Source organism: Nocardioides sp. IC4_145 (genome assembly GCF_011250565.1).
In the GTDB taxonomy this organism is placed as follows: domain Bacteria; phylum Actinomycetota; class Actinomycetes; order Propionibacteriales; family Nocardioidaceae; genus Nocardioides.
Window position 1 is genome coordinate 117,082 of sequence record NZ_JAANMS010000003.1, and the last position, 22,368, is coordinate 139,449.

A 22,368-nucleotide genomic window follows, 5' to 3' on the forward strand; every position below is an offset into this window, starting at 1 on the left:
GAGGCCCGGACGCCGGGCTCATGGTCTTACGGTATCCGCATGCGCACCGAGATCCGGGTCACCACGAACCAGGCGCCGCCGCTCGTCGGTCACAACGTCGTCACGGCCGACCGGGCGCTCGCCGAGGCGGTCCTGCGCCACGGCTCCCCGGAGGTCCTCGAGGACCTGGTCGCGCTCGGCGCCGAGGCCGGGTCGGCCGAGGCACGCGAGCACGGGCAGCTCGCCAACGAGCACTCGCCGCGGCTGACGCCGTACGACCGCTACGGCAACCGGATCGACGAGGTCGTCTTCCACCCCTCCTGGCACTGGTTGATGGAGCGCGCCGTCGGCCACGGCCTGGGCGCGGCGCCGTGGGAGCAGCAGGACGCCGGCGCAGAGCACGCGCACCTGCGCCGCGCGGCCGGCTTCATGGCCTGGTCGCACACCGAGCCGGGCCACGGCTGCCCGGTCTCGATGACGTACGCCGCCGTGCCGGCGCTCCGCGCCGACGACGCGATCGCCAAGGAGTGGACGCCGCTGCTCGCGTCCACGACCTACGACCCCGGGGTCCGCAACCCGGCCGAGAAGCTCGGCGCCCTGGCCGGCATGGGGATGACCGAGAAGCAGGGCGGGTCCGACGTCCGCGCCAACATCACCCGGGCGCGCCCGACCTCGACCGACGGCACCTACACGCTGCACGGCCACAAGTGGTTCACCTCCGCGCCGATGAACGACGTCTTCCTCGTGCTCGCGCAGACCGACGGAGGCGTCACCTGCTTCGTCGTGCCGCGCGTGCTCGCCGACGGCACCCGCAACCAGCTCGACGTCGTCCGGCTCAAGGACAAGCTCGGCAACCGCTCCAACGCCTCCTCGGAGCTGGAGATGGACGGCACCGTCGCGCACCGCCTCGGCGACGAGGGCCGCGGCGTGCGCACCATCATCGAGATGGTCGCCGCCACCCGCCTCGACTGCGTGCTCGGCTCCACCGGCCTGATGCGCCGCGCGGTCTCCGAGGCCTCGTGGCACGCCGCGCACCGGTCGGCCTTCGGCTCGACGCTCGCCGAGAAGCCGCTCATGCAGAACGTCCTGGCCGACCTCGCCGTCGAGACCGAGGCCGCCACCGCGCTCGCGATGCGGCTCGCCACCGCCGTCGACCGGCTCCACGACCCGCACGAGGCGGCGCTGCGCCGGATCGCGCTGCCGCTCGCGAAGTTCTGGGTCTGCAAGCGCACCCCCGCGATGGTCGGCGAGGCGCTGGAGTGCCTGGGCGGCAACGGGTACGTCGAGGAGTCGGTCATGCCGCTGCTCTACCGCGAGGCCCCGCTCAACTCGGTCTGGGAGGGCTCGGGCAACGTCAACGCCCTCGACGTCCTGCGGGCCCTCGGCCGCGAGCCGGAGGTGCTCGACGCCTGGATCACCGAGGTCGGCCGCGCCCGCGGCGGCGACGCGCGCCTGGACCGCGCGATCGACGACGTGCTGGCGATGCTCGGCTCGCTGATGGGCGACCCTGCGCAGCTCGAGGTCGGCGCCCGCCGCCTCGCCGGCCGGATGGCCGCGGTCCTCCAGGGCTCGCTGCTCGTCCGCTTCGGCCCGCCCGAGGTCGCCGACGTCTTCTGTGCCTCCCGCCTCGGCTCGTCGTACGACGGCACGTACGGCGCGCTCGCCGGTGGCGACCTCCGCGCGATCGTCGAGCGGACCACGCCGGTCGTCTGACCCGTTCCGCGACCGCGCGTTAGCCACCGCCCCGAGACGGGCACCCGAAATGTGGCCGCGACCACACCCGTCCGGCCTCCAGGGTCCGGAGGTGCGCGATGACCACAGAGCAGGGACGACCCGGCGGGCAAGCCGGGGAGGCAACCGGCGGGCGAGCCGGCGGGGCGGGACGCACCGACGTCGACCGCGCCTTCCTCGACAACGCGACGTACCGCAGCCTCGGCGAGCAGCAGCTCTCCGAGCGCGAGGAGCGGTTCGAGAAGGTCCGCCGCACGACCGGCCTGGTGCTCGCGCCGCTCGTGACGATCGTCTTCCTGCTGCTGCCGGTCGGGCTGGAGGACCAGCAGCACAAGCTCGCCGCGGTGCTGCTCGGCGTCATCGTGCTGTGGGTGACCGAGCCGGTGCCGATCCCCGTCGGCGGCTTCATCGGCATCGCGGCGATCGTCATGCTGGGTGTCGTCAGCGCCGACGAGGCGTTGGTGCCGTTCGGGTCCTCGACGGTCTTCACGTTCATCGGCGCGTTCATCCTGGCCCAGGCGATGCTCAAGCACGGACTGGCGCGGCGGTTCGCGATGTTCGTGCTCAACCTGCGCGGCGTCGGCACCTCGACGGTGCGGGTGGTGGTCGCGTTCGGCGCGATCACGTGCCTGCTGTCGGCGTTCGTCTCCAACACCGCGACGGTGGCGATGCTGCTGCCCACCGCGATCGGCATCCTGGCGGTGATCGCGAAGCTGCTGCAGTCGCGCGGCGAGGTGGCCGAGGACTTCGACCCGCTGCGGCTGCGGGTCGGTGCCGCGCTGATGCTGATGCTGGCGTACGGCGCGAGCGTCGGCGGCCTGCTCACCCCGGTCGGCTCGCCGCCGAATCTCATCGGGCGCGGCCTGATCGAGGAGGCGACCGGCGAGCGGATCTCGTTCCTCGACTGGGTCCTCATGGCGCTGCCGATCTGCGCCCTCATGTTCGTGGCGCTCGCGGTCGTGATCCTGCTGCTCAACCGGCCCGAGACCCGGCGGCTGGAGGGCGTGGCCGACTACGTCCGCGAGGAGAAGGCGGCGCTCGGGAGGTTCTCGGTCGCCGAGCGGAACACGCTCATCGCCTTCGCCGTCACCGTGACCCTGTGGATCCTGCCCGGCGTCGTGGCGCTGGTGACCGGCACCGATTCGAGCACCTACGAGACCGTCAGCGGCCGGCTCGACGAGGGCATCGTGGCGATCCTCGGCGCCTCGCTGCTCTTCCTGCTCCCGACCAAGTGGGAGGACCGCGAGTTCACCCTGCGGTGGAGCGACGCGGCCAAGATCGACTGGGGCACCGTCGTGCTCTTCGGCACCGGCATCGTCTTCGGCAGCCTGCTGGAGTCCACCGGCCTCGCCGAGACCCTCGGCACCGGCGCCTCGGACCTGCTCGGTCTCTCCAGCGTCCTGCTCATCACCGTCTTCGCGGTCGTGCTCGCGATCATCGTCTCGGAGACGACCAGCAACACCGCGTCCGCGGCGGTGGTCGTGCCGATCATCATCCCGATCGCGATGGCCGCCGACGTCAACCCGTTCGTGCCCGCGCTGGCGGCGACGTTCGCGGCGTCGTTCGGCTTCATGCTGCCGGTCTCCACGCCGCAGAACGCGATCGTCTACGGCTCCGGCACCGTCCCCATCACCACGATGATCCGCACCGGGGTGTCGTTCGACGTCCTCGGCGCGGTCCTCATCGTGCTCGTCGTCCCGGTGATGGCGGCCGCCGTCGGGTTGGTCTAGCGGCGCCGGGTCGCGGTTTCGTCGGAGGTCGCTGCGGGTCGGGTCGCGCCCGCCGACCGGCCCGGCAGGCCCCGGCGGCAAACCTCAGGACAGCTCGAGGCCGGGGTAGAGCGGGTGCTTGTCGAGCATCTCGGCGGAGGCGGCCTTGACCTTGTCGGCCACACCGTCGCCGAGGGAGTACGACGCCTTCGACGGGCCGCCGGCCTTGGTGGTGCCCGCCTGGGTGTTGCCGAGCACGTCGACGATCAGCTCCGCGACGCGGTCGAACTCGTCGTGGCCGAAGCCGCGGGTGGTCAGCGCGGGGGTGCCCAGCCGGATGCCGGAGGTGTACCAGGCGCCGTTGGGGTCGTTCGGCACCGAGTTGCGGTTGGTCACGACGCCGGCGTCGAGCAACGCCGACTCAGCCTGCCGGCCGGTGAGGCCGAAGGAGGAGACGTCGAGGAGCACGAGGTGGTTGTCGGTGCCGCCGGTGACGAGGTTCGCGCCGCGGGTCAGGAAGCCCTCGGCGAGCGACTTCGCGTTGTCGGCGACCTGCTGCGCGTAGGTGCGGAAGGAGTCCTGGCGGGCCTCGGCCAGCGCGACGGCCTTGGCGGCCATGACGTGCGACAGGGGGCCGCCGAGCACCATCGGGCAGCCGCGGTCGACGCTCGGGGCGTACTCCTCGGTCGCCAGCACCATGCCGCCGCGCGGGCCGCGCAGCGACTTGTGGGTGGTCGTGGTGACGACGTGGGCGTGCGGCACCGGGTCCTCGTCGCCGGTGAACACCTTGCCCGCGACGAGGCCGGCGAAGTGGGCCATGTCGACCATGAGCGTCGCGCCGACCTCGTCGGCGATCTCGCGCATCTTCGCGAAGTCCACGCGACGGGGGTACGCCGAGTAGCCGGCGACCAGCACGAGCGGCTTGAACTCGCGGGCCTTGGCGGCGACCGCGTCGTAGTCGAGCAGGCCGGTCGTCGGGTCGGTGCCGTACTGCTGCTGGTGGAACATCTTGCCGCTGATGTTGGGGCGGAAGCCATGGGTGAGGTGGCCGCCGGCGTCGAGCGACATGCCGAGCAGCCGCTGGTTGCCGAGCTCCTTGCGCAGCGACTCCCAGTCGGCCTCGGTCAGCTCGCTGACGTTCTTCGCGCCGAGCCGCTCCAACGCGGGCGACTCGACCCGGTGGGCGAGGATCGACCAGAAGGCGACCAGGTTGGCGTCGATCCCCGAGTGCGGCTGGACGTAGGCGTACTCCGCGCCGAACAGCTCGCGGGCGTGCTCGGCAGCGAGCGACTCGACGGTGTCGACGTTCTGGCAGCCGGCGTAGAAGCGGTGGCCGACCGTGCCCTCGGCGTACTTGTCGCTGAACCAGGTGCCCATCGTCATCAGCACCGCCGGCGAGGCGTAGTTCTCGCTGGCGATCAGCTTCAGCGAGGCGCGCTGGTCGGCCAGCTCCTGCCGGGTGGCCTCGGCGATCCGCGGCTCGACCGCCGCGATGACCTCGAGGGCCTGCGAGTACGCGCTGCTGGTCAGGCGGGAGTCGTCGCTCATGACACCCACCCTAGTGAGGTACGCCGGCGGCGACCGCGCCGACGGGCACACCTGCCTGCTGTGACGTGCACCGCATCCGTCGGCGTCGCCCGCGGGGCTCCAAGGCCGCCTGCCCACATGATGGACAGGCATCTCACATCATGAGAACTCGCCTTGTGGGACGTGCGTCCGGCCACTGAGACTCCTTGACATGGTCTCCGCTGCAACGCACGCCTTCCTCGTGGTCCGCCGCCACGTGGACCTCGGCCGTACGCGCAGCTCGATGTGTCGCCAGCGCTGACGACACCGGAACCCGTAGACCTCCCGCCGCGCCGCCCCTCCGAGGGCCGCGCCGCACCCCAGCGCGAAGGACACACCCGTGACCGAGACCCCCGCCCGCCCTGCGCCCAAGCCCCGCCCGAAGCGCGGTGAGGGCCAGTGGGCCCTGGGCTACCGGGAGCCGCTCAACAAGAACGAGCAGTCCAAGAAGGACGACAACCCGCTCAACGTCCGCGGGCGGATCATCAACATCTACTCCAAGCGCGGCTTCGACTCGATCGACCCCGCCGACCTCCGTGGCCGCTTCCGCTGGATGGGGCTCTACACCCAGCGCGCGCCGGGCTTCGACGGCGGCAAGACCGCCAGCGTGCCCGAGGAGGAGCTCGACGACCGCTACTTCATGCTGCGCGTCCGCTCCGACGGCAAGCTGCTCTCCCCCGCCGCCGTCCGCGCGCTCGGCACCATCGGGCAGGACTTCGCCCGCGACACCGCCGACGTCACCGACCGCGCCAACATCCAGTACCACTGGATCCGCGTCGAGGACGTCCCGGCCATCTGGGACCGGCTGGACGAGGCCGGCCTGAGCTCGCTCGAGGCCTGCGGCGACTCGCCGCGGCCGTTCCTCGGCTCGCCGGTCGCCGGCGTCGCCACCGACGAGATCATCGACGGCTCCCCCGCGCTCGACGAGATCTTCCGTCGCTACATCGGCAACCCCGACTTCTCGAACCTGCCGCGCAAGTTCAAGACCGCCGTCACCGGCCACCCCTCGCACGACGTGTCACCGGAGACCAACGACGTCTCCTTCGTCGGCACGGTCCACCCCGAGCACGGCCCCGGCTTCGACCTCTGGGTCGGCGGCGGCCTGTCGACCAACCCGATGCTCGCGCAGAAGCTCGGCGTGTGGATCCCGCTCGACGACGTGCCGGACGTGTGGGAGGGCGTGGCCTCGATCTTCCGCGACTACGGCTACCGCCGGCTCCGCTCGCGGGCCCGGCTGAAGTTCCTCGTCGCCGACTGGGGCGTGGAGAAGTTCCGCGAGGTGCTCGAGACCGAGTACCTCCAGCGCGCGCTCGTCTCCAACCCGTCGCCCGTCTCGCCGGTCGGCCACCGCGACCACATCGGCGTGCACGACCAGAAGGACGGCAAGAAGTACGTCGGCGTCGCGCCGACCGCCGGCCGGGTCTCCGGCACGATGCTGGTGCAGCTGGCCGACCTGATGGACGCCCACGGCGTCGCGGGCGCCCGCCTGACGCCGTACCAGAAGATCGTGCTGATCGGCGTCGAGCCGGCCGCGGTCGAGGCCGTCGTCGAGGCGCTCGACCTCATCGGGCTCTCGGCCCGGCCGTCGAACTGGCGCCGCAACACGATGGCCTGCACCGGCATCGAGTTCTGCAAGCTCGCGATCGTCGACACCAAGGAGCGCGCGCGGCGCCTGGTCGACTCGCTCGAGCGGCGCTTCCCCGAGCTGGACACGCCGATCACCGTCAACGTCAACGGCTGCCCGAACGCCTGCGCGCGGACCCAGGTCGGCGACATCGGGCTCAAGGGCCAGCTGGTGATGCACGACGGCGAGCAGGTCGAGGGCTTCCAGGTGCACCTCGGTGGCGCCACCGGGCTCGAGGCGAACTTCGGCCGCAAGCTGCGCGCGCACAAGGTGACCAGCGCCGGGCTCGACGACTACATCACCGCGGTGGTCACCAACTTCCTCGCCGACCGCACCGAGGGCGAGACCTTCTCGGCCTGGGTGCACCGCGCCGACGAGGAGCTGCTGCGCGGCGAGCGACAGCTGGCGGCGAGCGCGTCGTGAGCGAGCGCGCAGGAACGCCGTACCACTGCCCGTTCTGCGGCGAGGAGGACCTGCGCCCGCACGAGGTCGTCTCCGAGTCCGGCGAGGTCAGCAGCCCGCACGGCACCTGGGAGTGCCGCGGCTGCCTGCGCGCCTTCTCGTTGAAGATGCTCGGCCTGGTCCGCCCCGGCAACCCGGGGGTCGTCTCGTGAGCGTCACGACCACCACCGCCCGCAACTCGCGCGGCATCCAGACCGAGGGCCGCACGCCCGAGGAGCTGCGCGAGCTGGTCTCGCACTGGGGCGCCGAGCTGGAGCTGGCGCCGGCCGAGGTGATCATCGAGTGGGCCGCCGCGACCTTCGGCGAGCGGTTCTGCATCACCTCCTCGATGGGCGACGCCGCGCTGGCGCACCTGGCCTCGACGGTCGTGCCCGGCATCGACGTGGTCTTCCTCGACACCGGCTACCACTTCGTGGAGACCATCGGCACCCGCGACGCTGTCGCCGCGACGATGGACGTCAACCTGCTGACCATCACCCCGGTGCAGAGCGTGGCCGAGCAGGACGCGGCGCACGGCACGGACCTCTACAAGACCGACCCGGACCTGTGCTGCAAGCTGCGCAAGGTCCAGCCGCTCGCCGACGCGCTGAGCGGGTACGACGCCTGGGCGACCGGCCTGCGCCGCGCGGAGACCCACAACCGGGTGATCGCACCGGTCATCGGGTGGGACGCCAAGAAGGGCAAGGTCAAGGTCTCCCCCCTCGCGCGCTGGAGCGACGAGCAGATGGACCGCTACATCGCCGAGAACGGCGTGCTCGTCAACCCTCTCGTCTACGACGGCTACCCCTCCATCGGCTGCGCCCCGTGCACCCGCAGGGTCGCGCCCGGCGAGGACCCGCGCAGCGGCCGCTGGGCCGGCACCAACAAGACCGAGTGCGGGATCCACACGTGAGCGCCCGCCTCCCCTCCGACCGTCCTCGGACCGCCGACAACGTGGTCGGCCGAGCTCCCGTCACCGCACCGTCTCGAAGGAGGCCGTCGTCATGACCGCTCCCGCCCTCGTCGCGCTGGCCCACGGCAGCCGCGACCCGCGCTCCGCCGCCACCATCACCGCCCTCGTCGGGGAGGTCCGCGCCATGCGCCCGGACCTGCGGATCGAGCCGGCGTTCCTCGAGCTGTCGAAGCCGACGTTCGGCAAGGTCGTCGACAAGCTCGTCCGCGCCGGCCACGACGAGATCGTCGTCGTGCCGCTCCTGCTGACCGAGGCCTACCACGCGACCGTCGACGTCCCCCGCGCGATCGCGGAGGTCACCGAGCGCCACCCCGGCCTGAAGGTGCGCGCCACCGACGTGCTCGGCCTGGAGCCGCGCTTCCTCGAGGTGCTCGACGAGCGGATGCGCGACGCGTTGCGCGCCGCACGGGTCCGCGAGCTCGACGCGCTCGTCCTGGCCGCAGCCGGCACCTCCGACGCGCTGGCCAACCAGTCGGTCGCCCGTCTGGCCCGGCTCTGGGGCTCCCACCACAAGCTGCCGGTCACGGCCGCCTTCGCCTCGGCCGCCCCGCCGGCCGCCGGCGAGGCCGTCCGCGCCTTCCGTGCCGAGGGCCGCCGCCACATCGCGGTCGCCTCGCTCTTCCTCGCGCCCGGCTTCCTGCCGGACCGGGTCTCCGAGCTCGCCCTGGAGGCCGGCGCGGTCGCCGTCTCCGAGCCGCTCGGCGCCCATCCCGAGGTCGCCCGCACGGTCCTCGCCCGGTACGCCGTCGGCGCCGTCGAGCTCGTCCCCGTCTGACCTGCCGGGCCGGGGTCGGCCCTACCCTTCGGGGCATGGACGCCACCCCGCCGGCCGGCACCCCCCTCCTGACCGGGCTGCGCGACGTCGTCCGCTGCGACACGTCCGCGCGGCAGTGGGTGAGCTGGGCGGTGGGCCGGCTCGACGCCGACGCGCACCGCAGCGCCGACACCCACCTCCTGCGGCTGCCCGCGCCGGCGGGCGCACCGGTCGGGGTCTACCTCAGGGACGAGTCGACCCACCCCACGGGCAGCCTCAAGCACCGGCTCGCGCGGTCGCTGGTGCTCTACGGCCTGTGCAACGGCGACATCGGCCCGCGCACCACGCTCGTCGACGCGTCGAGCGGGTCGACCGCGATCAGCGAGGCGTACTTCGCCCGCCTGCTCGGCCTGCCCTTCGTCGCCGTCATGACCCGGACGACCAGCCCCGGCAAGATCGCGCTGATCGAGCGCGAGGGCGGCCGCTGCGAGCTCGTCGACGACGCGAGCGCGGTGTACGCCACCGCGCAGCGGCTCGCCGAGGAGTGCGGCGGGCACTACCTCGACCAGTTCACGAACGCCGAGCGCGCCACCGACTGGCGCGGCAACAACAACATCGCGGAGTCGATCTTCTCCCAGCTCGCCCGCGAGGAGCGACCGGTCCCGGACTGGATCGTCGTCGGCGCCGGCACCGGCGGCACCAGCGCGACGATCGGTCGCTACGTCCGCTACCGCGGGCTGCCGACGCAGGTCGCGGTGGTCGACCCGGAGGGGTCGGCGTTCCTGCCGTCGTACGCCGGCGACCCGGCCGGCACCGCCGCAGCCGTGGGCTCCCGGGTCGAGGGCATCGGGCGGCCGCGTGTGGAGCCGTCATTCGTGCCGGGGGTGGTCGACCGGATGCTGGGCGTGCCGGACGCCGCGTCGGCGGCCGGGATGCGCTTCCTCGCCGAGCGGTTCGGGATGCAGGCGGGGCCGTCGACGGGGACCAACCTCTACGGCGCGCTCCAGCTCGCGCTCGAGGTCCGCACCGCGCAGGGCGCCGGCAGCGTCGTCACGCTGATGTGCGACCGCTCCGAGCGGTACGCCTCCACCTTCGCCGACGACGACTGGCTGCGGGCCCAGGACCTCGACCACCGGCCGTACCTCGCCGAGCTGGAGCGGGCCTGGGCCGCCCTCACCGGCGGTCTGGAGCTCGCCTAGCCGGGAACCGCCCGCGCAGCCCCTCCCGCGCAGCCCCTCCCGCGCGGGTCAGCCGCGGGCGATCCACCGGGTCGCGCCCCGGTCGCCCGGTGCGTAGTCGGAGTCGCCCGCGCCGTTCTCGGTCAGCACGGCCACGCGGATCGCGCCGTAGTCGCCGTCGTGCAGGCAGTCCGACGGCATGACCATCCGGGCGACGTCCCCGTTCCACCGCAGGCGGTAGCTGGTGCAGGTGACCGGGCTCGGCCCCGTGGTGGTGTCGGTGAAGGCGCCGGGCACGAGGTACTGGTCGATCGTGCCGTCACCTCCCGGCTCGCCACGCTTCTCGGCGACGAGGCGCAGGCCGCGCGCGCCGCGGGGGTCGATGCTGACGATGAGGTCCCCGTTGCGCTCCGCAGCGAAGGCGACCCGGACGACGACGCGGTCGTCCTCGTTGTGGATCCGCACGCCGACGACGTCGAGCCGCTTGCCGCCCGGCGTGTCGCCCTTCGGGTCGTCGATCTCTATCCGCGCGGCGTGGGCGGGGCTCGCTGCCACGGCGAGAAGAGCGGTGGTCGCGGCGGCCGCGGCGGCCGCGGCGAGGGTCCTGAGCACACCTGCACCCTCCCACGCCACGCCCCGGGTGAGAAGGACCGGAGCGGTCCGTCAGTCGTGGGCCGCTGTCCAGACCCCGGGCACGGCGATGCGCCGCGGGTGGATCCCCGCCTCGAGGAGCCCGACGAGCGCCGCCGCGAGCCGCTCGGGCGGGCCGGCCGGGACCGGCACGTCGACCCCGTCCATCATGCTTCCCGCGCGGAAGGACAGGTGGACCGCGTCGCCGGCCCTCGGCGCGGAGGCCTGGAGGTCCGGGCGGAGCGCGCGCAGGTGGCGCAGGACCGCCCGGGGCCGTGTCTCCCAGGACCGGTCCGCGGTCGCGGCCTCGACCGCCGTGAGGTACTGCTCGGCCTCGAACCGGATGGTCGGCAGGTCGTGGGAGCGGTGGAAGACGTCGGCATCGGGGAACGCCGCGACCGGACCCAGCGGGTCGGGCCGGTCCTCGGGCTCCGGCAGGGCGGAGATGTAGGCGCCGGTGATCGAGCGGAAGTCGCTCCAGCTGATCGTGTCGCCCCGCCGGCGCACCAGCCCGGCGACGACCGAGCAGCCGAACGTGCCACAGCCGCAGCCGTAGAACGCCACCCGCGTCGGCGGGTCGGTCGGCACCAGCGCGCCGGTGTCCAGGATGTCGGCGGGGTCGTTGGCCTCGCTGTTGCCGTCCACCTCGAGCACGCGCTCCCCGTCCACGACGAGGTGGACCGTGGGGTAGTTCGGGACGCTCCGCTCGACCTCGATGCGCAGGTGGCTGAGCACCGGATCCAGCCTCAGCCGACCAGGCACGCCAGCAGGTGCGCGAGCTGCTGGTCGGGGTCGGGGGTGAGGCCGCCGTGCACCGGTCCGGGCTGGATCACGGTGCTCTTGGGCGCCTTGAGGAAGCCGAACCGCTGCCCGATCGGGTGGCCGGCCGCCGCTCCCCCACGCTCGTCCCCGGCGCAGACGCCCTCGACGAACCGCAGGGCGTCGCGCACCTGGTCGACGTCGATGCGCGGGTCGAGCGCCCGCAGCCGGCCGTCGTCGACCTGCCAGGCGACCCGGAGGAAGTCCGCGGCCTGGCAGTAGACGACGACCCCGACGTTGAGGAACTCCTCGCGGTCCACGCGCGGGACGCAGCGCAGGACGACGTACTGGTAGGCGATCCTGCTCATCGGGCCGCGCCCCCGTGACCGGGCAGCCAGGCGCGCGTCCCCAGCCGGGCGGTGAGGAACGCGACGTACGCCGCCCGCACCTGCTCGGGAGTCTCGGCCCCCGGCACCGGCTCCAGCCACGCGTCCGGCACGAGCGCGAGCACCTCGGGCATGTCCTCGGGGCCGAGCAGGCCCGCGATCTCCGCGTCGGCGGCGGGCAGCCGGTCGGCGTGCGCAGCGAGCACGTGGTCGTCCATCCGCCACGGCTGTGCGGCGAACCGCTCGGCCGCGCCGTCCTTCTCGAGCGCCCCGCCCGGCCAGCCGTGGTGGAAGTACAGCGACGCGCCGTGGTCGATCACCCAGAGCTCGCCGTGCCAGACGAGCAGGTTCGGGTTGCGCCAGCTGCGGTCGACGTTCGCGCAGAACGCGTCGAGCCAGAGCACCTTCGCCGCGTCGGCGCCGCCGGCCCCGCCCACCTCGCCGTCGAAGCCGAAGGACCCGGGCAGGAAGTCGACGCCGAGGTTCAGGCCGACACTCGCCACGAGCAGGTCCTGCACCTCCTCGTCGGCCTCGTACCGCGCGATCTCCGCGTCGAGGTCGAGCACGACCAGGCGCGGCGTCCGCAGGCCGATCCGGCGGGCGAGCTCGGCCACGACCACCTCGGCGACGAGCACCCGCACGCCCTGGCCGGCGCCGCGGAACTTGATGACGTAGGTGCCGAGGTCCTCGGCCTCCACGATGCCCGGCAGGCTGCCGCCCTCGCGCAACGGCGTGACGTAACGCGTCACGGGGACCACGGGCAGCACCGGCGCAGCCTAGACGACACCGGGAGTCGTGGGACCAGGTGGCCCGGTGGGGTTTGGGGAGCGCGGGCGGGAGGTAGGAGTGGCAGGCGGCTCGGGACGCTGCCCCCACACACGACACGAAGAACAGAACAGGACACCGCCTTGCGCGTACGTCGCCTCCTCGCCGCCGTCGTCACGACCGGCCTCATCGCTCCGACCGCCGCCGTCGTCGCCACCTCCGCTCCCGCGGCGGCCGCGACCAGCACCCAGATCGTGAGCGGTTCCGAGGGCCGCTCCTGGCTCCACGTGAACAAGTACTCCGGGAAGGGTCCCGCGGTCTACAAGAGCGACAGCATCTCGCTGTCCATCAACGTCGCCGACGCCGCCGGCCAGCAGGTCTACGACGGCGGGCTGACCGTCCAGCGCAAGCTGAAGGGCACCAAGTCCTGGAAGACCATCGCGACCTCGACCTCCGCCTACCTCTACAAGACCGTCAAGGTCCTCGGCTCGGGTTCCTACCGGGTCCTCTACGCCGGCAACGCCGAGTACGCCCCGGCGTCGGCGCAGAGCTCGGTGAAGGCCCAGCGCGACGTCGACATCAACGGCATCAGCGGCCGCAAGACCGGCTTCGAGGGCAAGATCAGCCCCAAGGCGAAGATCAAGATCATCGTCAAGAAGCAGGTCGGCAAGAAGTGGAAGAAGTTCCGCACCGCCGCCTCGAACAACAAGGGCCGCTTCCGCGTCGTCCTGCCGGCGCCGGGTCGCCGGGGCGCCGAGTTCAAGTGGAAGATCACCTTCAAGGGCAGCAAGGGCTTCGCCGCCTCCACGGTGCGCGGCAGGACCTACACGTACTGACACTCCTCGCGTGCTGATGCACGCGAGCCGCACGACTCCACGGGTCGGACGGCCGGCCTCGAGCCGGTCCGTCCGGCCCGTCGCCGTTCCGTGGCCATCTCGGACGGGTCTCAGTCGAGGTCGGGCAGCTCGTCCGGCTCGTCGCGCCCGGCCTGCGCGAGCTCGTCGCGGACGACGGCGTACGCCAGCCCGCCGCCGTACCCCTTGCGGGCGAGCATGCCGACCAGCCGTCGCGTCGCGGTGACGTCGTCGACGCGGGCCAGCGAGCGGAGCTTGCGGCGGACCAGCGCGCGGGCCGCGGCCTCCTCGTCGGCCGGGTCGATCTCGTCGAGCGCCTCGCGAGCGACCTCGTCGGCGACGCCCTTGCGACGCAGCTCCTGCGCCAGGGCGCGCTTGGCGAGCAGCTTGCCACCGCCGGAACCCGCGGAGCCGCGGCTCGCGATCCAGGACCGGGCGAAGGCCTCGTCGTCGATCAGCCCGACCTCCTCGAACCGGTCGAGCAACCGGTTCGCGAGGTCGGTCGGCACGTCCTTGGCCTCTAGCTTGTCGGCCAGCTGCTGGCGGGAGCGGGCCTGGCCGGTCAGCTGGTCGAGCAGGATCTTGCGGGCCACCGCCTCCGGGTCGGCCGGTGGGCCGGCGGCGACGGGGTCCTCGGGCGGCGGGCCGTCCGGGTCGCGGCGGCCGCGGCCGCGACGGGTGCCGGTGGAGCGCTTGGCCTGCTTGCCCGGCGGGTTTCGAGACGGGCGCTGCGCGCCCTCCTCGACCAGCCTGGGATGGGCCAGCCAGGGATCGTCCGGCCGGGGGTCGGCCGGCCGGGGGTCGGCCGGCCGGGGGTCGGCCGGCCGGGGCTCCGGGGCGGACGCGCGCTGGGTCCACGCGTCCACCCCGTCGGAGACGTCACCGAGCCACGACGGGGGTGGCCGGTCGTCGCGGAAGTCGGGCACCAGCCCTCCTCAGCGTCCCGCTCAGAAGTCCTCGACGCCCACCGGCGCGGCCGGGAGGTCGGCCTCGGCGTCGACGGTCGGGCCGACACCGAGCTTCTCGAGGATCTTCTTCTCCAGCTCGTTGGCGAGGTCGGGGTTGTCGCGCAGGAAGTTCCGCGCGTTCTCCTTGCCCTGGCCGAGCTGGTCGCCCTCGTAGGTGTACCAAGCGCCGGCCTTGCGGACCAGGCCCGCCTCGACGCCGACGTCGATGAGGCCACCCTCGCGGCTGATGCCCTTGCCGTACATGATGTCGAACTCGGCCTGCTTGAACGGCGGGGCGACCTTGTTCTTCACGACCTTGACCCGGGTCCGGTTGCCGACCATGTCGGTGCCGTCCTTGAGGGTCTCGATGCGGCGCACGTCGAGGCGGACCGAGGAGTAGAACTTCAGCGCGCGACCACCGGTCGTGGTCTCCGGCGAGCCGAACATCACGCCGATCTTCTCGCGCAGCTGGTTGATGAAGATCGCGGTGGTCTTGGAGTTGTTGAGCGCACCGGTCATCTTCCGGAGCGCCTGGCTCATCAGGCGGGCCTGCAGGCCGACGTGGCTGTCGCCCATCTCGCCCTCGATCTCGGCCCGCGGCACGAGCGCGGCCACCGAGTCGATGACGATCAGGTCGAGCGCGCCCGAGCGGATCAGCATGTCGGCGATCTCCAGCGCCTGCTCACCGGAGTCGGGCTGGGAGACGAGGAGCGCGTCGGTGTCGACGCCGAGGTTCTTGGCGTACTCCGGGTCGAGCGCGTGCTCGGCGTCGATGAACGCCACGATGCCGCCGGCGCGCTGGGCGTTGGCCACCGCGTGCAGGGCGACCGTCGTCTTGCCCGAGGACTCCGGGCCGTAGATCTCCACCACGCGGCCGCGCGGCAGGCCGCCGAGGCCGAGGGCGACGTCCAGGGCGATGGCCCCGGTCGGGATCACCTCGAGCGGGGCGCGCGTCTCGTCGCCGAGCCGCATCACCGAGCCCTTGCCGAACTGCCGCTCGATGTTGGCGAGCGCGGTGTCCAGCGCCTTGTCGCGGTTGTCTCCACCAGCCATGGGGGTCTTCCTCGTCTCTCGTCGGGTTGCAGGCACGTCTCCGACGCTAGAGCGAGCCACCGACAACGCCTGGTCAGCGTGTCGCGAGCTGTGGACGACCTCGCTCCGCGTCGTGCCTGTGCACACAACCTAGCCCGAACGCGTGTTCGAACCACGCCCGACACGCCGCGCCTGTCCCCGGCTGCGCACCAGCGTCGCAGCGACCACCCCCACCAGCACCAGCCCTGCCAGCACGAGCCACCCGGCGGTGTAGTCGCGGTCGAGCAGCGTCGGGTTGTCCGCCCGTGCGCCGAACCGCCCCAGCACCGGCACCGCGAGCAGGGTCACCGAGCCGAGCACCACCAGCCCGACGGCGGCAGGCCCCCGCGCGGCCCAGGGCAGCCACCGGCTCGCGACCACGCCGAGCACCAGCACCACCGGCACGAGCACAGCGTCGTGCAGGACCGCCCCCGCGACCAGCCAGGTGGCGACGTCGAGCAGGTCGGACTCCCGGGTCACCACCAACCACCCGCCGTACGCCGCCAGCGCGACGCCCAGCGCGCCGAGCGCGACCCGCGCGGTCACGTCGAGACCTCCAGCCGGTCCAGCCACTTGGTCTGCAGGACCCCCGGGCGGTTCGGGGCGATCAGCCGGGCGGGGTAGCCGTGGTCGAGCGCCAGCGGCTCGCCGCCGAGCGCCAGGGCGACCAGCGTGCGGTCGTCGTCGGCGAAGCCGGCCTGGAGGACCGTGGTGCGGAACGGGCCCGACTCCTGGAGCGACCGGACGACCACGTCGCTCCCCCGCGGCGCGCCGACCCGGTCGAGCAGGTCGCGCACCCGCACGCCGGTCCAGGTGCCCGAGGCGCTCCACCCCTCGACGCACGCGATGGGCAGGTCCTCGGTGCGCTGCTCGAGCGCCAGCAGGTCCTCGCGGCTCAGCCGCACCGACCGGTCGCCGTGGGTGACGGTGAGCGCCCACCCGGACGCGGTCGCGGAGGCCGTGACGCCGGCGGCCGCGGCGGAGGTGTTGACCGGCAGGCCCTGGGGTCCGTCGCCCGAGCGGACGCCGAGCACCGAGACCTCCCGCAGCCACGGGACGGCCTGCCCGGCGGTCGCGAGCGCCGCGACGCCGGCGGCCAGCCAGGTCGAGCGGAGCAGACCACGCCGGGACAGGATGGAAGGCTCGGCCTCGTGCTCGAGCGGCCGGCGCAGCTCGTCGCGGACGATGGCGAGCTTGATGCCGACGTGCAGCACGAGCGAGCCGATCGCGACCCAGGCGACGGCGTAGTGCGTGGTGCGGAAGGAGAAGGACCAGGGGTACCACTGGGCGGAGTTCGCCAGCCCGGTCGCCAGCATGAAGACCGCCGAGGCGACGAGCACGAGCACCGACAGCCGCTCGAGCGCGGTGACGACGAGGTGCCGGACGTCGAGCCGCGCCGGCCGGTCGAAGAGCCGGGGGTAGACCGTCCACAGCTTCACCAGGAGCAGCGGCACCGCGACCGTCCCGGTGACGACGTGGAGGCCCTGGGTGAGCCGGTAGCCCCATGCGGGGCCGGGCGGGAACGGCACCGGCTGGGAGGGCTGCTGGGCGTAGTGGCTGAGCAGGCCGGTGAGGAAGCAGATGCCGAAGCAGACGCCGAGGGCCGGGCCGACCCGGGCGGCGAGCGCCGGGCCGTGCAGCCGCGAGGTGAAGGCCTCCGGCGCGGGCGCCCTCATGACGCCGTCACGGCGACGAGGACTCCTGGGACGTCAGCACGGCCACCCAGCGGCCGCCGTGCTCGGCCAGGTCCTGCACGACCAGCCCGACGGCCGCGGCGACGGGCTCGATGTCGTCGATGCCCAGCACCGCCCAGCGGAAGGGCCGGCTGAGCGTGTCGTCGCACTGCAGACGGGCCCAGGCCGAGCTCCGCCGGACCCCGGGCGGAGCCAGCTCCACCACGACGCGGCCGCCCGGACCGAGCAGCCGCCCGGCGCGGGCGAGCAGCGCCTCGGGGTCGCCGCCGATGCCGATGTTGCCGTCCGCGAGGAGCGCCGTCCGCCACATGCCCTCGCCCGGCAGGCGGTCGGCGAGCACGTCGCGCCGCAGCGCGTCGACGCCGCGCTCGCGGGTCTGCCCGACCGCCTCGTGCACCACGTCGATGCCCAGCACGAGGTGTCCGAGGTCCGCGAGCGCCGCCGCCATCCGGCCCGGCCCGCAGCCGATGTCGAGGGTCGGGCCGTCGCAGTGGGCCAGGATCGCGAGGTCGTCCGCGTCGGCCTCGGCGGTCCACGACGCGACCGGCAGCGGCTCGGGCTCGTCGCCCAGCCCGACCACCGCGCAGGGCTGGCCGCGCAGGGCGGAGGAGAACACGGTCGAGAACGACTCCGTGGTGAGGGGCTTGTCGGAGAGGGTCATGCGGTCACCGCCCGCCAGGTGTGGCTGAAGTGCGTCTCCGGCGCCGCGGCGGCCACCGCCTCGGCGTCGGCGAGCGTGTCGACGTCGCGCAGCACCGGCGCGCTCCCCAGCGGCACGCCGGCGGCCGACAGCGCCGCGCGCGTGTCGTCGTACGTCGTCGGCGTGGACATCTCGACCTCGGCCAGCACCCGGGCGGCCGCGGGGTCGCGCAGCGCCAGCACCCACCAGCCGCCGTCCTCGGCCGGACCCAGGACGCCGGGGTGCTCGGTCAGCCCGGCGGCGACGTCCAGCAGCAGGGCGGGCGTGACCTGCGGGGTGTCCATGCCGACCTGGACGACCGGTCCGGGGCCCTCGGCGTGCGCGTGCGCCAGCCGCTCGGCGAAGCCGTCGCCGACCTGCGGGGTGACCCACCAGTCCGCCAGCCGGCGCCGGATCCGCTCGCCGTGCACGGCGTCGTCGAGGTCGCCGGCGAGCGAGAGGTGGCACTGCTGCGGGCCGACAGCGTCGGCGCAGGCCGCGAGCGTGTCGAGCAACGACGCGGCCGCGACCTCAGCGGCCCGCTCGGGGCCGATGTCGCGGGCCAGGCGCGTCTTGACCAGCCCGGGCACGGGCGCCTTGGCGACGACGAGGACGCGGGTCATCTGTCCAGCACCTTCCAGAAGTCCCGTGCGGCACGCACGGTGCCCCGCACCGAGCCGGACACCTTCGAGCGCGTGCCCTCGGCGCGGGGATGGTAGGAGACGTCACGCTCGGACACGCGCCAGCCCGCGAGCGCCACCTTCTGCAGCAGTTCGACGGGGTAGCCGAAGCGACGGTCCTGGATGTCCAACGCGAGGAGTTCGTCGCGGCGCGAGACCCGGATGGGTGCGATGTCGTGGACGTCGGTGTGGATGCGGCGGCGCAGCCACGCCAGGATCAGCGCGTTGCCGGCCCGGGCGTGCCACGGCCACACACCGCGGCGCACGGGACGGCGGCGGCCGACCGCCATGTCGTACCGCCCCGACCGCACGTCCTCGAGCAGCGGCAGCAGCTCCTCGGGGTCGAAGGACCCGTCGCCGTCCATGAACGCCACGTGGTCGTGGGTGGCGGCGAGCAGACCGGAGTGCACGGCGGCCCCGTACCCCGGCACCGGCTCGGTCACGACCCGCGCCCCCAGCCGGCGGGCGACGTCGGCGGTGCCGTCGGTGGAGCCGTTGTCCACCACGACCACGGCGAACTCCGAGGGGACCCGCGGCAGCAACGCTTCCAGGGCCGGTGCCTCGTCGCGGCAGGGCAGCACGAGGTCGCACACCGGGCTGCCGCCGGCCGTGGGCGGGCCGCCCTCTGTCGCACCGTCTGTCACACGCACTCCGTAAGGTCGGGTCATGACCGCGACCCGCCGCGCCGGCCTCGGCCTGCTCGTCGCGGCCGTCCTGGTCGCCGTCGCCTTTGCAGTACCCCGATGGGCCGACTGGGAGGTCTGGCCGCGCGCACCGCGCTCGATGTCCGACCTCGCGATCCCGCCGCTGCACGGCCTGTGGGAGCCGAAGTGGGCCGGCCCCGGCACGCTGCCCGCGGTCGTGCTGGCGCTGCTGGGGTGGCGGTACGCCGCCGGGCTGGCCGAGCGGCTGCCGTGGCGCCGCCTGCTCGTCACGGCGTACGCCGCGGGGCTGGCGTGGATGCTCGCGCTCGCGCTGGTGGACGGCGAGTCGGGGCTGACCCGGGTGCTGGGCAGCGACGTGGAGTACCTCCCGACCGCCCGCGAGGTCGACGACGTCGGCGAGCTGCTGCGCACCTACGTCGATCGGATCCCCTACTCCGCGGCGCCGGACAACTGGCCCACCCACGTCGCCGGCCACCCGCCGCTGGCGCTGCTGTTCTTCGTCGGGCTGGTGCGGGTCGGGCTCGGCGGCGACCTGGCCGCGGCCCTGGTCGTCGTGGTGCTCGCCGCGACCACCGCTCCCCTGGTGCTCGCCACCGTCCGCGTGCTCGGCGCGGAGGCGGCTGCCCGGCGGGCGGCGCCGTTCCTCGTGCTGGCCCCGGCCGCGATCTTCATGGCGGTCTCGGCCGACGCGCTCTTCGGCGCGTTCGCGGCGGCCGGGCTGCTGTGCCTGGCGTTGGGCGCGACCCGCTGGCGGGGCTCGGCCAGCACCGGGGTCGCCTGGTCGGTGCTGGCCGGCCTGCTGCTCGGCTGCTGCGTGCTGATGTCGTACGGGCTGGGGCTGCTGGGGTTTCTCGCGGTCGCGGTGCTGGTGCTCGGCCGGGCGTGGCAGCCGCTGCCGGTGGCGGCGGGCGCGGCGCTGGTGGTGGTGCTGGGGTTCGCGGCGGCCGGGTTCGCCTGGTGGGAGGCCTACCCGGTGCTCCACGACCGCTACTGGGAGGGCATCGCGGCCGACCGCCCGGCGGCGTACTGGATGTGGGGCAACCTCGCCGCCCTGCTCGTCTGCACCGGCCCCCTGCTGGGCTCCGGGCTCGCGCTGCTGGGCCGCGACGCATTCCGCCGCGAGCGGGTGGTCGTGCTGCTCGCGGGTGGGGCCCTCCTGGCGGTCGCCGCGGCCGACCTGTCGCGGATGAGCAAGGCCGAGGTCGAGCGGATCTGGCTGCCGTTCGTGCCGTGGCTCATGCTCACGACCGCGCTGCTGCCCCAGCGGTGGCGGCGCTGGGGGCTCGGGCTGCAGCTGGTCTTCGCGCTGGTCGTGCAGCACCTGCTCTACACGAGCTGGTGAGGCCGACTTGCCACGGGAGTCATGCGCCTACCACGGCAGATCCGCCGTGGTATGCGCAGGGGTCACCGGTGAACCGGGGACCCCTGCACCCGCCCCCTCATGCCCGCAGCGGGGCGGTCGCGAACGCGGGCAGGCCGTCCTGGGGACGGACCTGGGCGCTGAAGCCCAGCTCGGCGCGGGCCCGCTCGGGCGAGGCGACGACGTGCCGCACGTCGCCGAGGCGGTAGCCGCCGGTGACCTCGGGCTCGATCCCCCGCCCGGTCCCCTCCGCGACCAGCCGGGCGACGTCGAGGATGGTGACCGGCTCGCCGGAGCAGACGTTGTAGGCCGCGAAGTCGCCGCCGGCCGCGCCGGCCACGGCGTCGATCGCCGCGAGGTTGGCGCGGGCGACGTCGTCGACGTGGACGAAGTCGCGGACCTGGCCACCGTCCTCGAAGACCTGCGGCGCCTCGCCGCGCTCGAGGGAGGAGCGGAACATCGCGGCGACGCCGGAGTACGGCGTGTCCCGCGGCATGCCGGGCCCGTAGACGTTGTGGTAGCGCAGGGCCACGGCGGCCGCGTCGGCCTGGCGGACCCACGCGGCGGAGTAGTGCTCCTGGGCCAGCTTGCTGGCGGCGTACGTGCTGCGCGGGTCCAGGCGCGCGGACTCGTCGACGGTCTCCCAGGAGAGCGGGCGGCCGCAGGTGGCGCAGTGGTTCTCGAAGTCGCCGGCGTCGAGCGCCTCCCGGCGGCGCGGCGGCGGCACCTGGTCGCCGTGCTCGGGGCAGGCGTAGCGGCCCTCGCCGTAGACGACCATCGAGGAGGCGAGCACGAGCCGGTCGACGCCCGCCTCGTGCATGGCGGCGAGCAGGGCGGCGGTGCCGAGGTCGTTGTGGGCGGCGTAGTGCGGCAGGTCGGCGACCGTGACGCCGGCCCCGACCAGCGCGGCCTGGTGGCAGACGACGTCGATCCCGTCGAGCAGGTCGGGCCAGTCCCCCGCGTCCCGCACGTCGAGGGCGTGGGTGCCGGCCGGCGGCTCGGCTGCTCCATGGGCGTTGTCGAGCATGACGTCGACGCGCACGACCTCGTCGCCGCGCTCCTCGAGCTGCCGGCCGATCGCCGCGCCGATGAACCCGGCCGAGCCGGTGAGCAGCACCCGCATCAGGGCACCTCGTAGGTCAGCTCGATGCCGTCGGCCCAGCTGCTGCACGAGCAGCCGTCGGGGCCGGGCAGCGCCGCGACGACGTCGGTAAGCAGGCCCTTGAGGCGCTCGAGGTTCTCGCGGAACCGCGCGAAGACCTCCTCCTGGCCGACGCCCGACCCGTGCTCGACGCCGGCGTCCATGTCGGTGACCAGCGCGATCGCGGCGTAGCACTGCCGCATCTCGCGGGCGAGCGCCGCCTCGGGCGCGCCGGTCATGTTGATGAGGTCCCAGCCCTGCGCGGCGTAGTGCTGCGACTCGGCGCGGGTGGAGAACCGCGGCCCCTCGACGACCACCATCGTGCCGCCGTCGGCGATCCCGTCGCCCGCGCTCACCACCGTCTCCCGGAGCCGCCCGCAGTAGGGGTCGGCGAACGGCAGGTGCACCGCACCGGACTCCACGAAGCTCCCGACCCGCCGGTGGGTCCGGTCGACGAGCTGGTCAGGCACCACGACGTCGCCGGGCGCGACGGTGTCGCGCAGGCCGCCGACCGCGCAGGGGGCGAGCACCTGGCGCACGCCGAGCGAGCGCAACGCCCAGGCGTTGGCGCGGTAGTTGATGCCGTGCGGCGGGTGGGCGTGGTCCGCCCCGTGCCGCGGCAGGAACGCCACCCGCCGCCCCGCGACGGTCCCGACCGCCAGCGGCGAGGACGGCGCGCCGTACGGCGTCTCGACGGCCACCTCCTCGGGGTCGTCGAGGAAGGAGTAGAAGCCGGTGCCGCCGATCACGGCGACGTCTGCGCGGGTCATGGCGCCACGGTG

At 73.8% G+C, this 22,368-nt stretch carries 23 protein-coding genes; 9 read left to right on the plus strand and 14 right to left on the minus strand.

Going from position 1 to position 22,368, the window contains the following annotated elements:
* The first annotated feature begins 39 nt into the window (after positions 1-39).
* Together G6553_RS02960 and G6553_RS02965 are read left to right on the plus strand one after the other, a co-directional pair.
* Positions 40-1,692: an acyl-CoA dehydrogenase family protein gene (locus G6553_RS02960; RefSeq protein WP_166189014.1), complete on the plus strand. Its 1,653-nt coding sequence runs from the start codon at positions 40-42 to the stop codon at positions 1,690-1,692.
* Positions 1,693-1,790: 98 nt separating this feature from the next.
* Complete coding sequence (locus G6553_RS02965; RefSeq protein WP_166189016.1) at positions 1,791-3,440, plus strand: DASS family sodium-coupled anion symporter; 1,650 nt, start codon at positions 1,791-1,793, stop codon at positions 3,438-3,440.
* An 84-nt stretch (positions 3,441-3,524) separates the two neighbouring features.
* Here the strand turns inward: G6553_RS02965 and G6553_RS02970 are convergent, their stop codons facing one another.
* On the minus strand, positions 3,525-4,967 hold the full coding sequence (locus G6553_RS02970; RefSeq protein ID WP_166189018.1) for a glycine hydroxymethyltransferase: 1,443 nt from the start codon (positions 4,965-4,967) through the stop codon (positions 3,525-3,527).
* Positions 4,968-5,325: 358 nt separating this feature from the next.
* On the opposite strand from G6553_RS02970, the gene G6553_RS02975 reads away from it, so the two are divergent.
* From G6553_RS02975 to G6553_RS02995, 5 genes are all read left to right on the plus strand, one after another.
* Complete coding sequence (locus tag G6553_RS02975; RefSeq protein WP_166189020.1) at positions 5,326-7,032, plus strand: nitrite/sulfite reductase; 1,707 nt, start codon at positions 5,326-5,328, stop codon at positions 7,030-7,032.
* Positions 7,029-7,223, plus strand: coding sequence for a hypothetical protein (locus G6553_RS02980; protein WP_166189021.1), 195 nt, complete (start codon positions 7,029-7,031; stop codon positions 7,221-7,223). Before G6553_RS02975 ends, G6553_RS02980 begins: the two co-directional genes overlap by 4 nt.
* Positions 7,220-7,963 carry a phosphoadenylyl-sulfate reductase gene (locus tag G6553_RS02985; protein ID WP_347565457.1) on the plus strand — a complete coding sequence of 248 codons (744 nt, stop codon included), beginning with the start codon at positions 7,220-7,222 and terminating at the stop codon, positions 7,961-7,963. The genes G6553_RS02980 and G6553_RS02985 overlap by 4 nt, the downstream gene beginning before the upstream one ends.
* A 91-nt stretch (positions 7,964-8,054) precedes the next feature.
* On the plus strand, positions 8,055-8,798 hold the full coding sequence (locus G6553_RS02990; protein WP_166189023.1) for a sirohydrochlorin chelatase: 744 nt from the start codon (positions 8,055-8,057) through the stop codon (positions 8,796-8,798).
* A gap of 35 nt (positions 8,799-8,833) precedes the next feature.
* Positions 8,834-9,976 carry a PLP-dependent cysteine synthase family protein gene (locus tag G6553_RS02995; RefSeq protein ID WP_166189025.1) on the plus strand — a complete coding sequence of 381 codons (1,143 nt, stop codon included), beginning with the start codon at positions 8,834-8,836 and terminating at the stop codon, positions 9,974-9,976.
* Positions 9,977-10,024: 48 nt separating this feature from the next.
* On the opposite strand, the gene G6553_RS03000 is transcribed toward G6553_RS02995, so the two are convergent.
* From G6553_RS03000 to G6553_RS03015, 4 genes are read right to left on the minus strand one after another with little or no spacing between them, the layout of a single operon-like run.
* Entirely contained in the window at positions 10,025-10,567 is a 543-nt protein-coding gene (locus G6553_RS03000; protein WP_166189026.1) for a hypothetical protein, read from the minus strand.
* 51 nt (positions 10,568-10,618) lie between these two features.
* Positions 10,619-11,320 carry a hypothetical protein gene (locus G6553_RS03005; RefSeq protein ID WP_166189028.1) on the minus strand — a complete coding sequence of 234 codons (702 nt, stop codon included), beginning with the start codon at positions 11,318-11,320 and terminating at the stop codon, positions 10,619-10,621.
* An 11-nt stretch (positions 11,321-11,331) separates the two neighbouring features.
* Positions 11,332-11,712 carry a DUF3037 domain-containing protein gene (locus tag G6553_RS03010; RefSeq protein ID WP_166189030.1) on the minus strand — a complete coding sequence of 127 codons (381 nt, stop codon included), beginning with the start codon at positions 11,710-11,712 and terminating at the stop codon, positions 11,332-11,334.
* On the minus strand, positions 11,709-12,497 hold the full coding sequence (locus G6553_RS03015) for a HipA family kinase (protein ID WP_166189031.1): 789 nt from the start codon (positions 12,495-12,497) through the stop codon (positions 11,709-11,711). The genes G6553_RS03010 and G6553_RS03015 overlap by 4 nt, the downstream gene beginning before the upstream one ends.
* A gap of 141 nt (positions 12,498-12,638) precedes the next feature.
* On the opposite strand from G6553_RS03015, the gene G6553_RS03020 reads away from it, so the two are divergent.
* Complete coding sequence (locus tag G6553_RS03020; protein WP_166189033.1) at positions 12,639-13,331, plus strand: hypothetical protein; 693 nt, start codon at positions 12,639-12,641, stop codon at positions 13,329-13,331.
* A gap of 110 nt (positions 13,332-13,441) precedes the next feature.
* Here the strand turns inward: G6553_RS03020 and G6553_RS03025 are convergent, their stop codons facing one another.
* From G6553_RS03025 to G6553_RS03055, 7 genes are all read right to left on the minus strand, one after another.
* Complete coding sequence (locus G6553_RS03025; protein WP_347565458.1) at positions 13,442-14,275, minus strand: RecX family transcriptional regulator; 834 nt, start codon at positions 14,273-14,275, stop codon at positions 13,442-13,444.
* Positions 14,276-14,296: 21 nt separating this feature from the next.
* Positions 14,297-15,349 carry a recombinase RecA gene (recA, locus tag G6553_RS03030; protein ID WP_166189035.1) on the minus strand — a complete coding sequence of 351 codons (1,053 nt, stop codon included), beginning with the start codon at positions 15,347-15,349 and terminating at the stop codon, positions 14,297-14,299.
* A gap of 129 nt (positions 15,350-15,478) precedes the next feature.
* Complete coding sequence (locus tag G6553_RS03035) at positions 15,479-15,913, minus strand: hypothetical protein (RefSeq protein ID WP_166189037.1); 435 nt, start codon at positions 15,911-15,913, stop codon at positions 15,479-15,481.
* Complete coding sequence (locus tag G6553_RS03040) at positions 15,910-17,043, minus strand: molybdopterin-dependent oxidoreductase (protein WP_166189039.1); 1,134 nt, start codon at positions 17,041-17,043, stop codon at positions 15,910-15,912. The genes G6553_RS03035 and G6553_RS03040 overlap by 4 nt, the downstream gene beginning before the upstream one ends.
* 7 nt (positions 17,044-17,050) lie before the next feature.
* Positions 17,051-17,722, minus strand: coding sequence for a methyltransferase domain-containing protein (locus G6553_RS03045; protein ID WP_166189041.1), 672 nt, complete (start codon positions 17,720-17,722; stop codon positions 17,051-17,053).
* Positions 17,719-18,363 (minus strand): DUF2064 domain-containing protein, encoded by a 645-nt coding sequence (locus tag G6553_RS03050; protein ID WP_166189043.1) that lies wholly within the window; start codon positions 18,361-18,363, stop codon positions 17,719-17,721. Before G6553_RS03050 ends, G6553_RS03045 begins: the two co-directional genes overlap by 4 nt.
* Positions 18,360-19,064 (minus strand): glycosyltransferase family 2 protein, encoded by a 705-nt coding sequence (locus tag G6553_RS03055; protein ID WP_347565459.1) that lies wholly within the window; start codon positions 19,062-19,064, stop codon positions 18,360-18,362. The genes G6553_RS03050 and G6553_RS03055 overlap by 4 nt, the downstream gene beginning before the upstream one ends.
* Before the next feature lie 22 nt (positions 19,065-19,086).
* On the opposite strand from G6553_RS03055, the gene G6553_RS03060 reads away from it, so the two are divergent.
* A complete protein-coding gene (locus G6553_RS03060; protein WP_166189045.1) occupies positions 19,087-20,427 on the plus strand; it encodes a hypothetical protein in 1,341 nt (446 codons plus the stop codon).
* A gap of 97 nt (positions 20,428-20,524) precedes the next feature.
* On the opposite strand, the gene G6553_RS03065 is transcribed toward G6553_RS03060, so the two are convergent.
* Positions 20,525-21,568, minus strand: coding sequence for an NAD-dependent epimerase/dehydratase family protein (locus tag G6553_RS03065; protein ID WP_166189046.1), 1,044 nt, complete (start codon positions 21,566-21,568; stop codon positions 20,525-20,527).
* Entirely contained in the window at positions 21,568-22,356 is a 789-nt protein-coding gene (locus tag G6553_RS03070; RefSeq protein ID WP_166189048.1) for an S-methyl-5'-thioadenosine phosphorylase, read from the minus strand. The genes G6553_RS03065 and G6553_RS03070 overlap by 1 nt, the downstream gene beginning before the upstream one ends.
* Positions 22,357-22,368 lie beyond the last annotated feature (12 nt).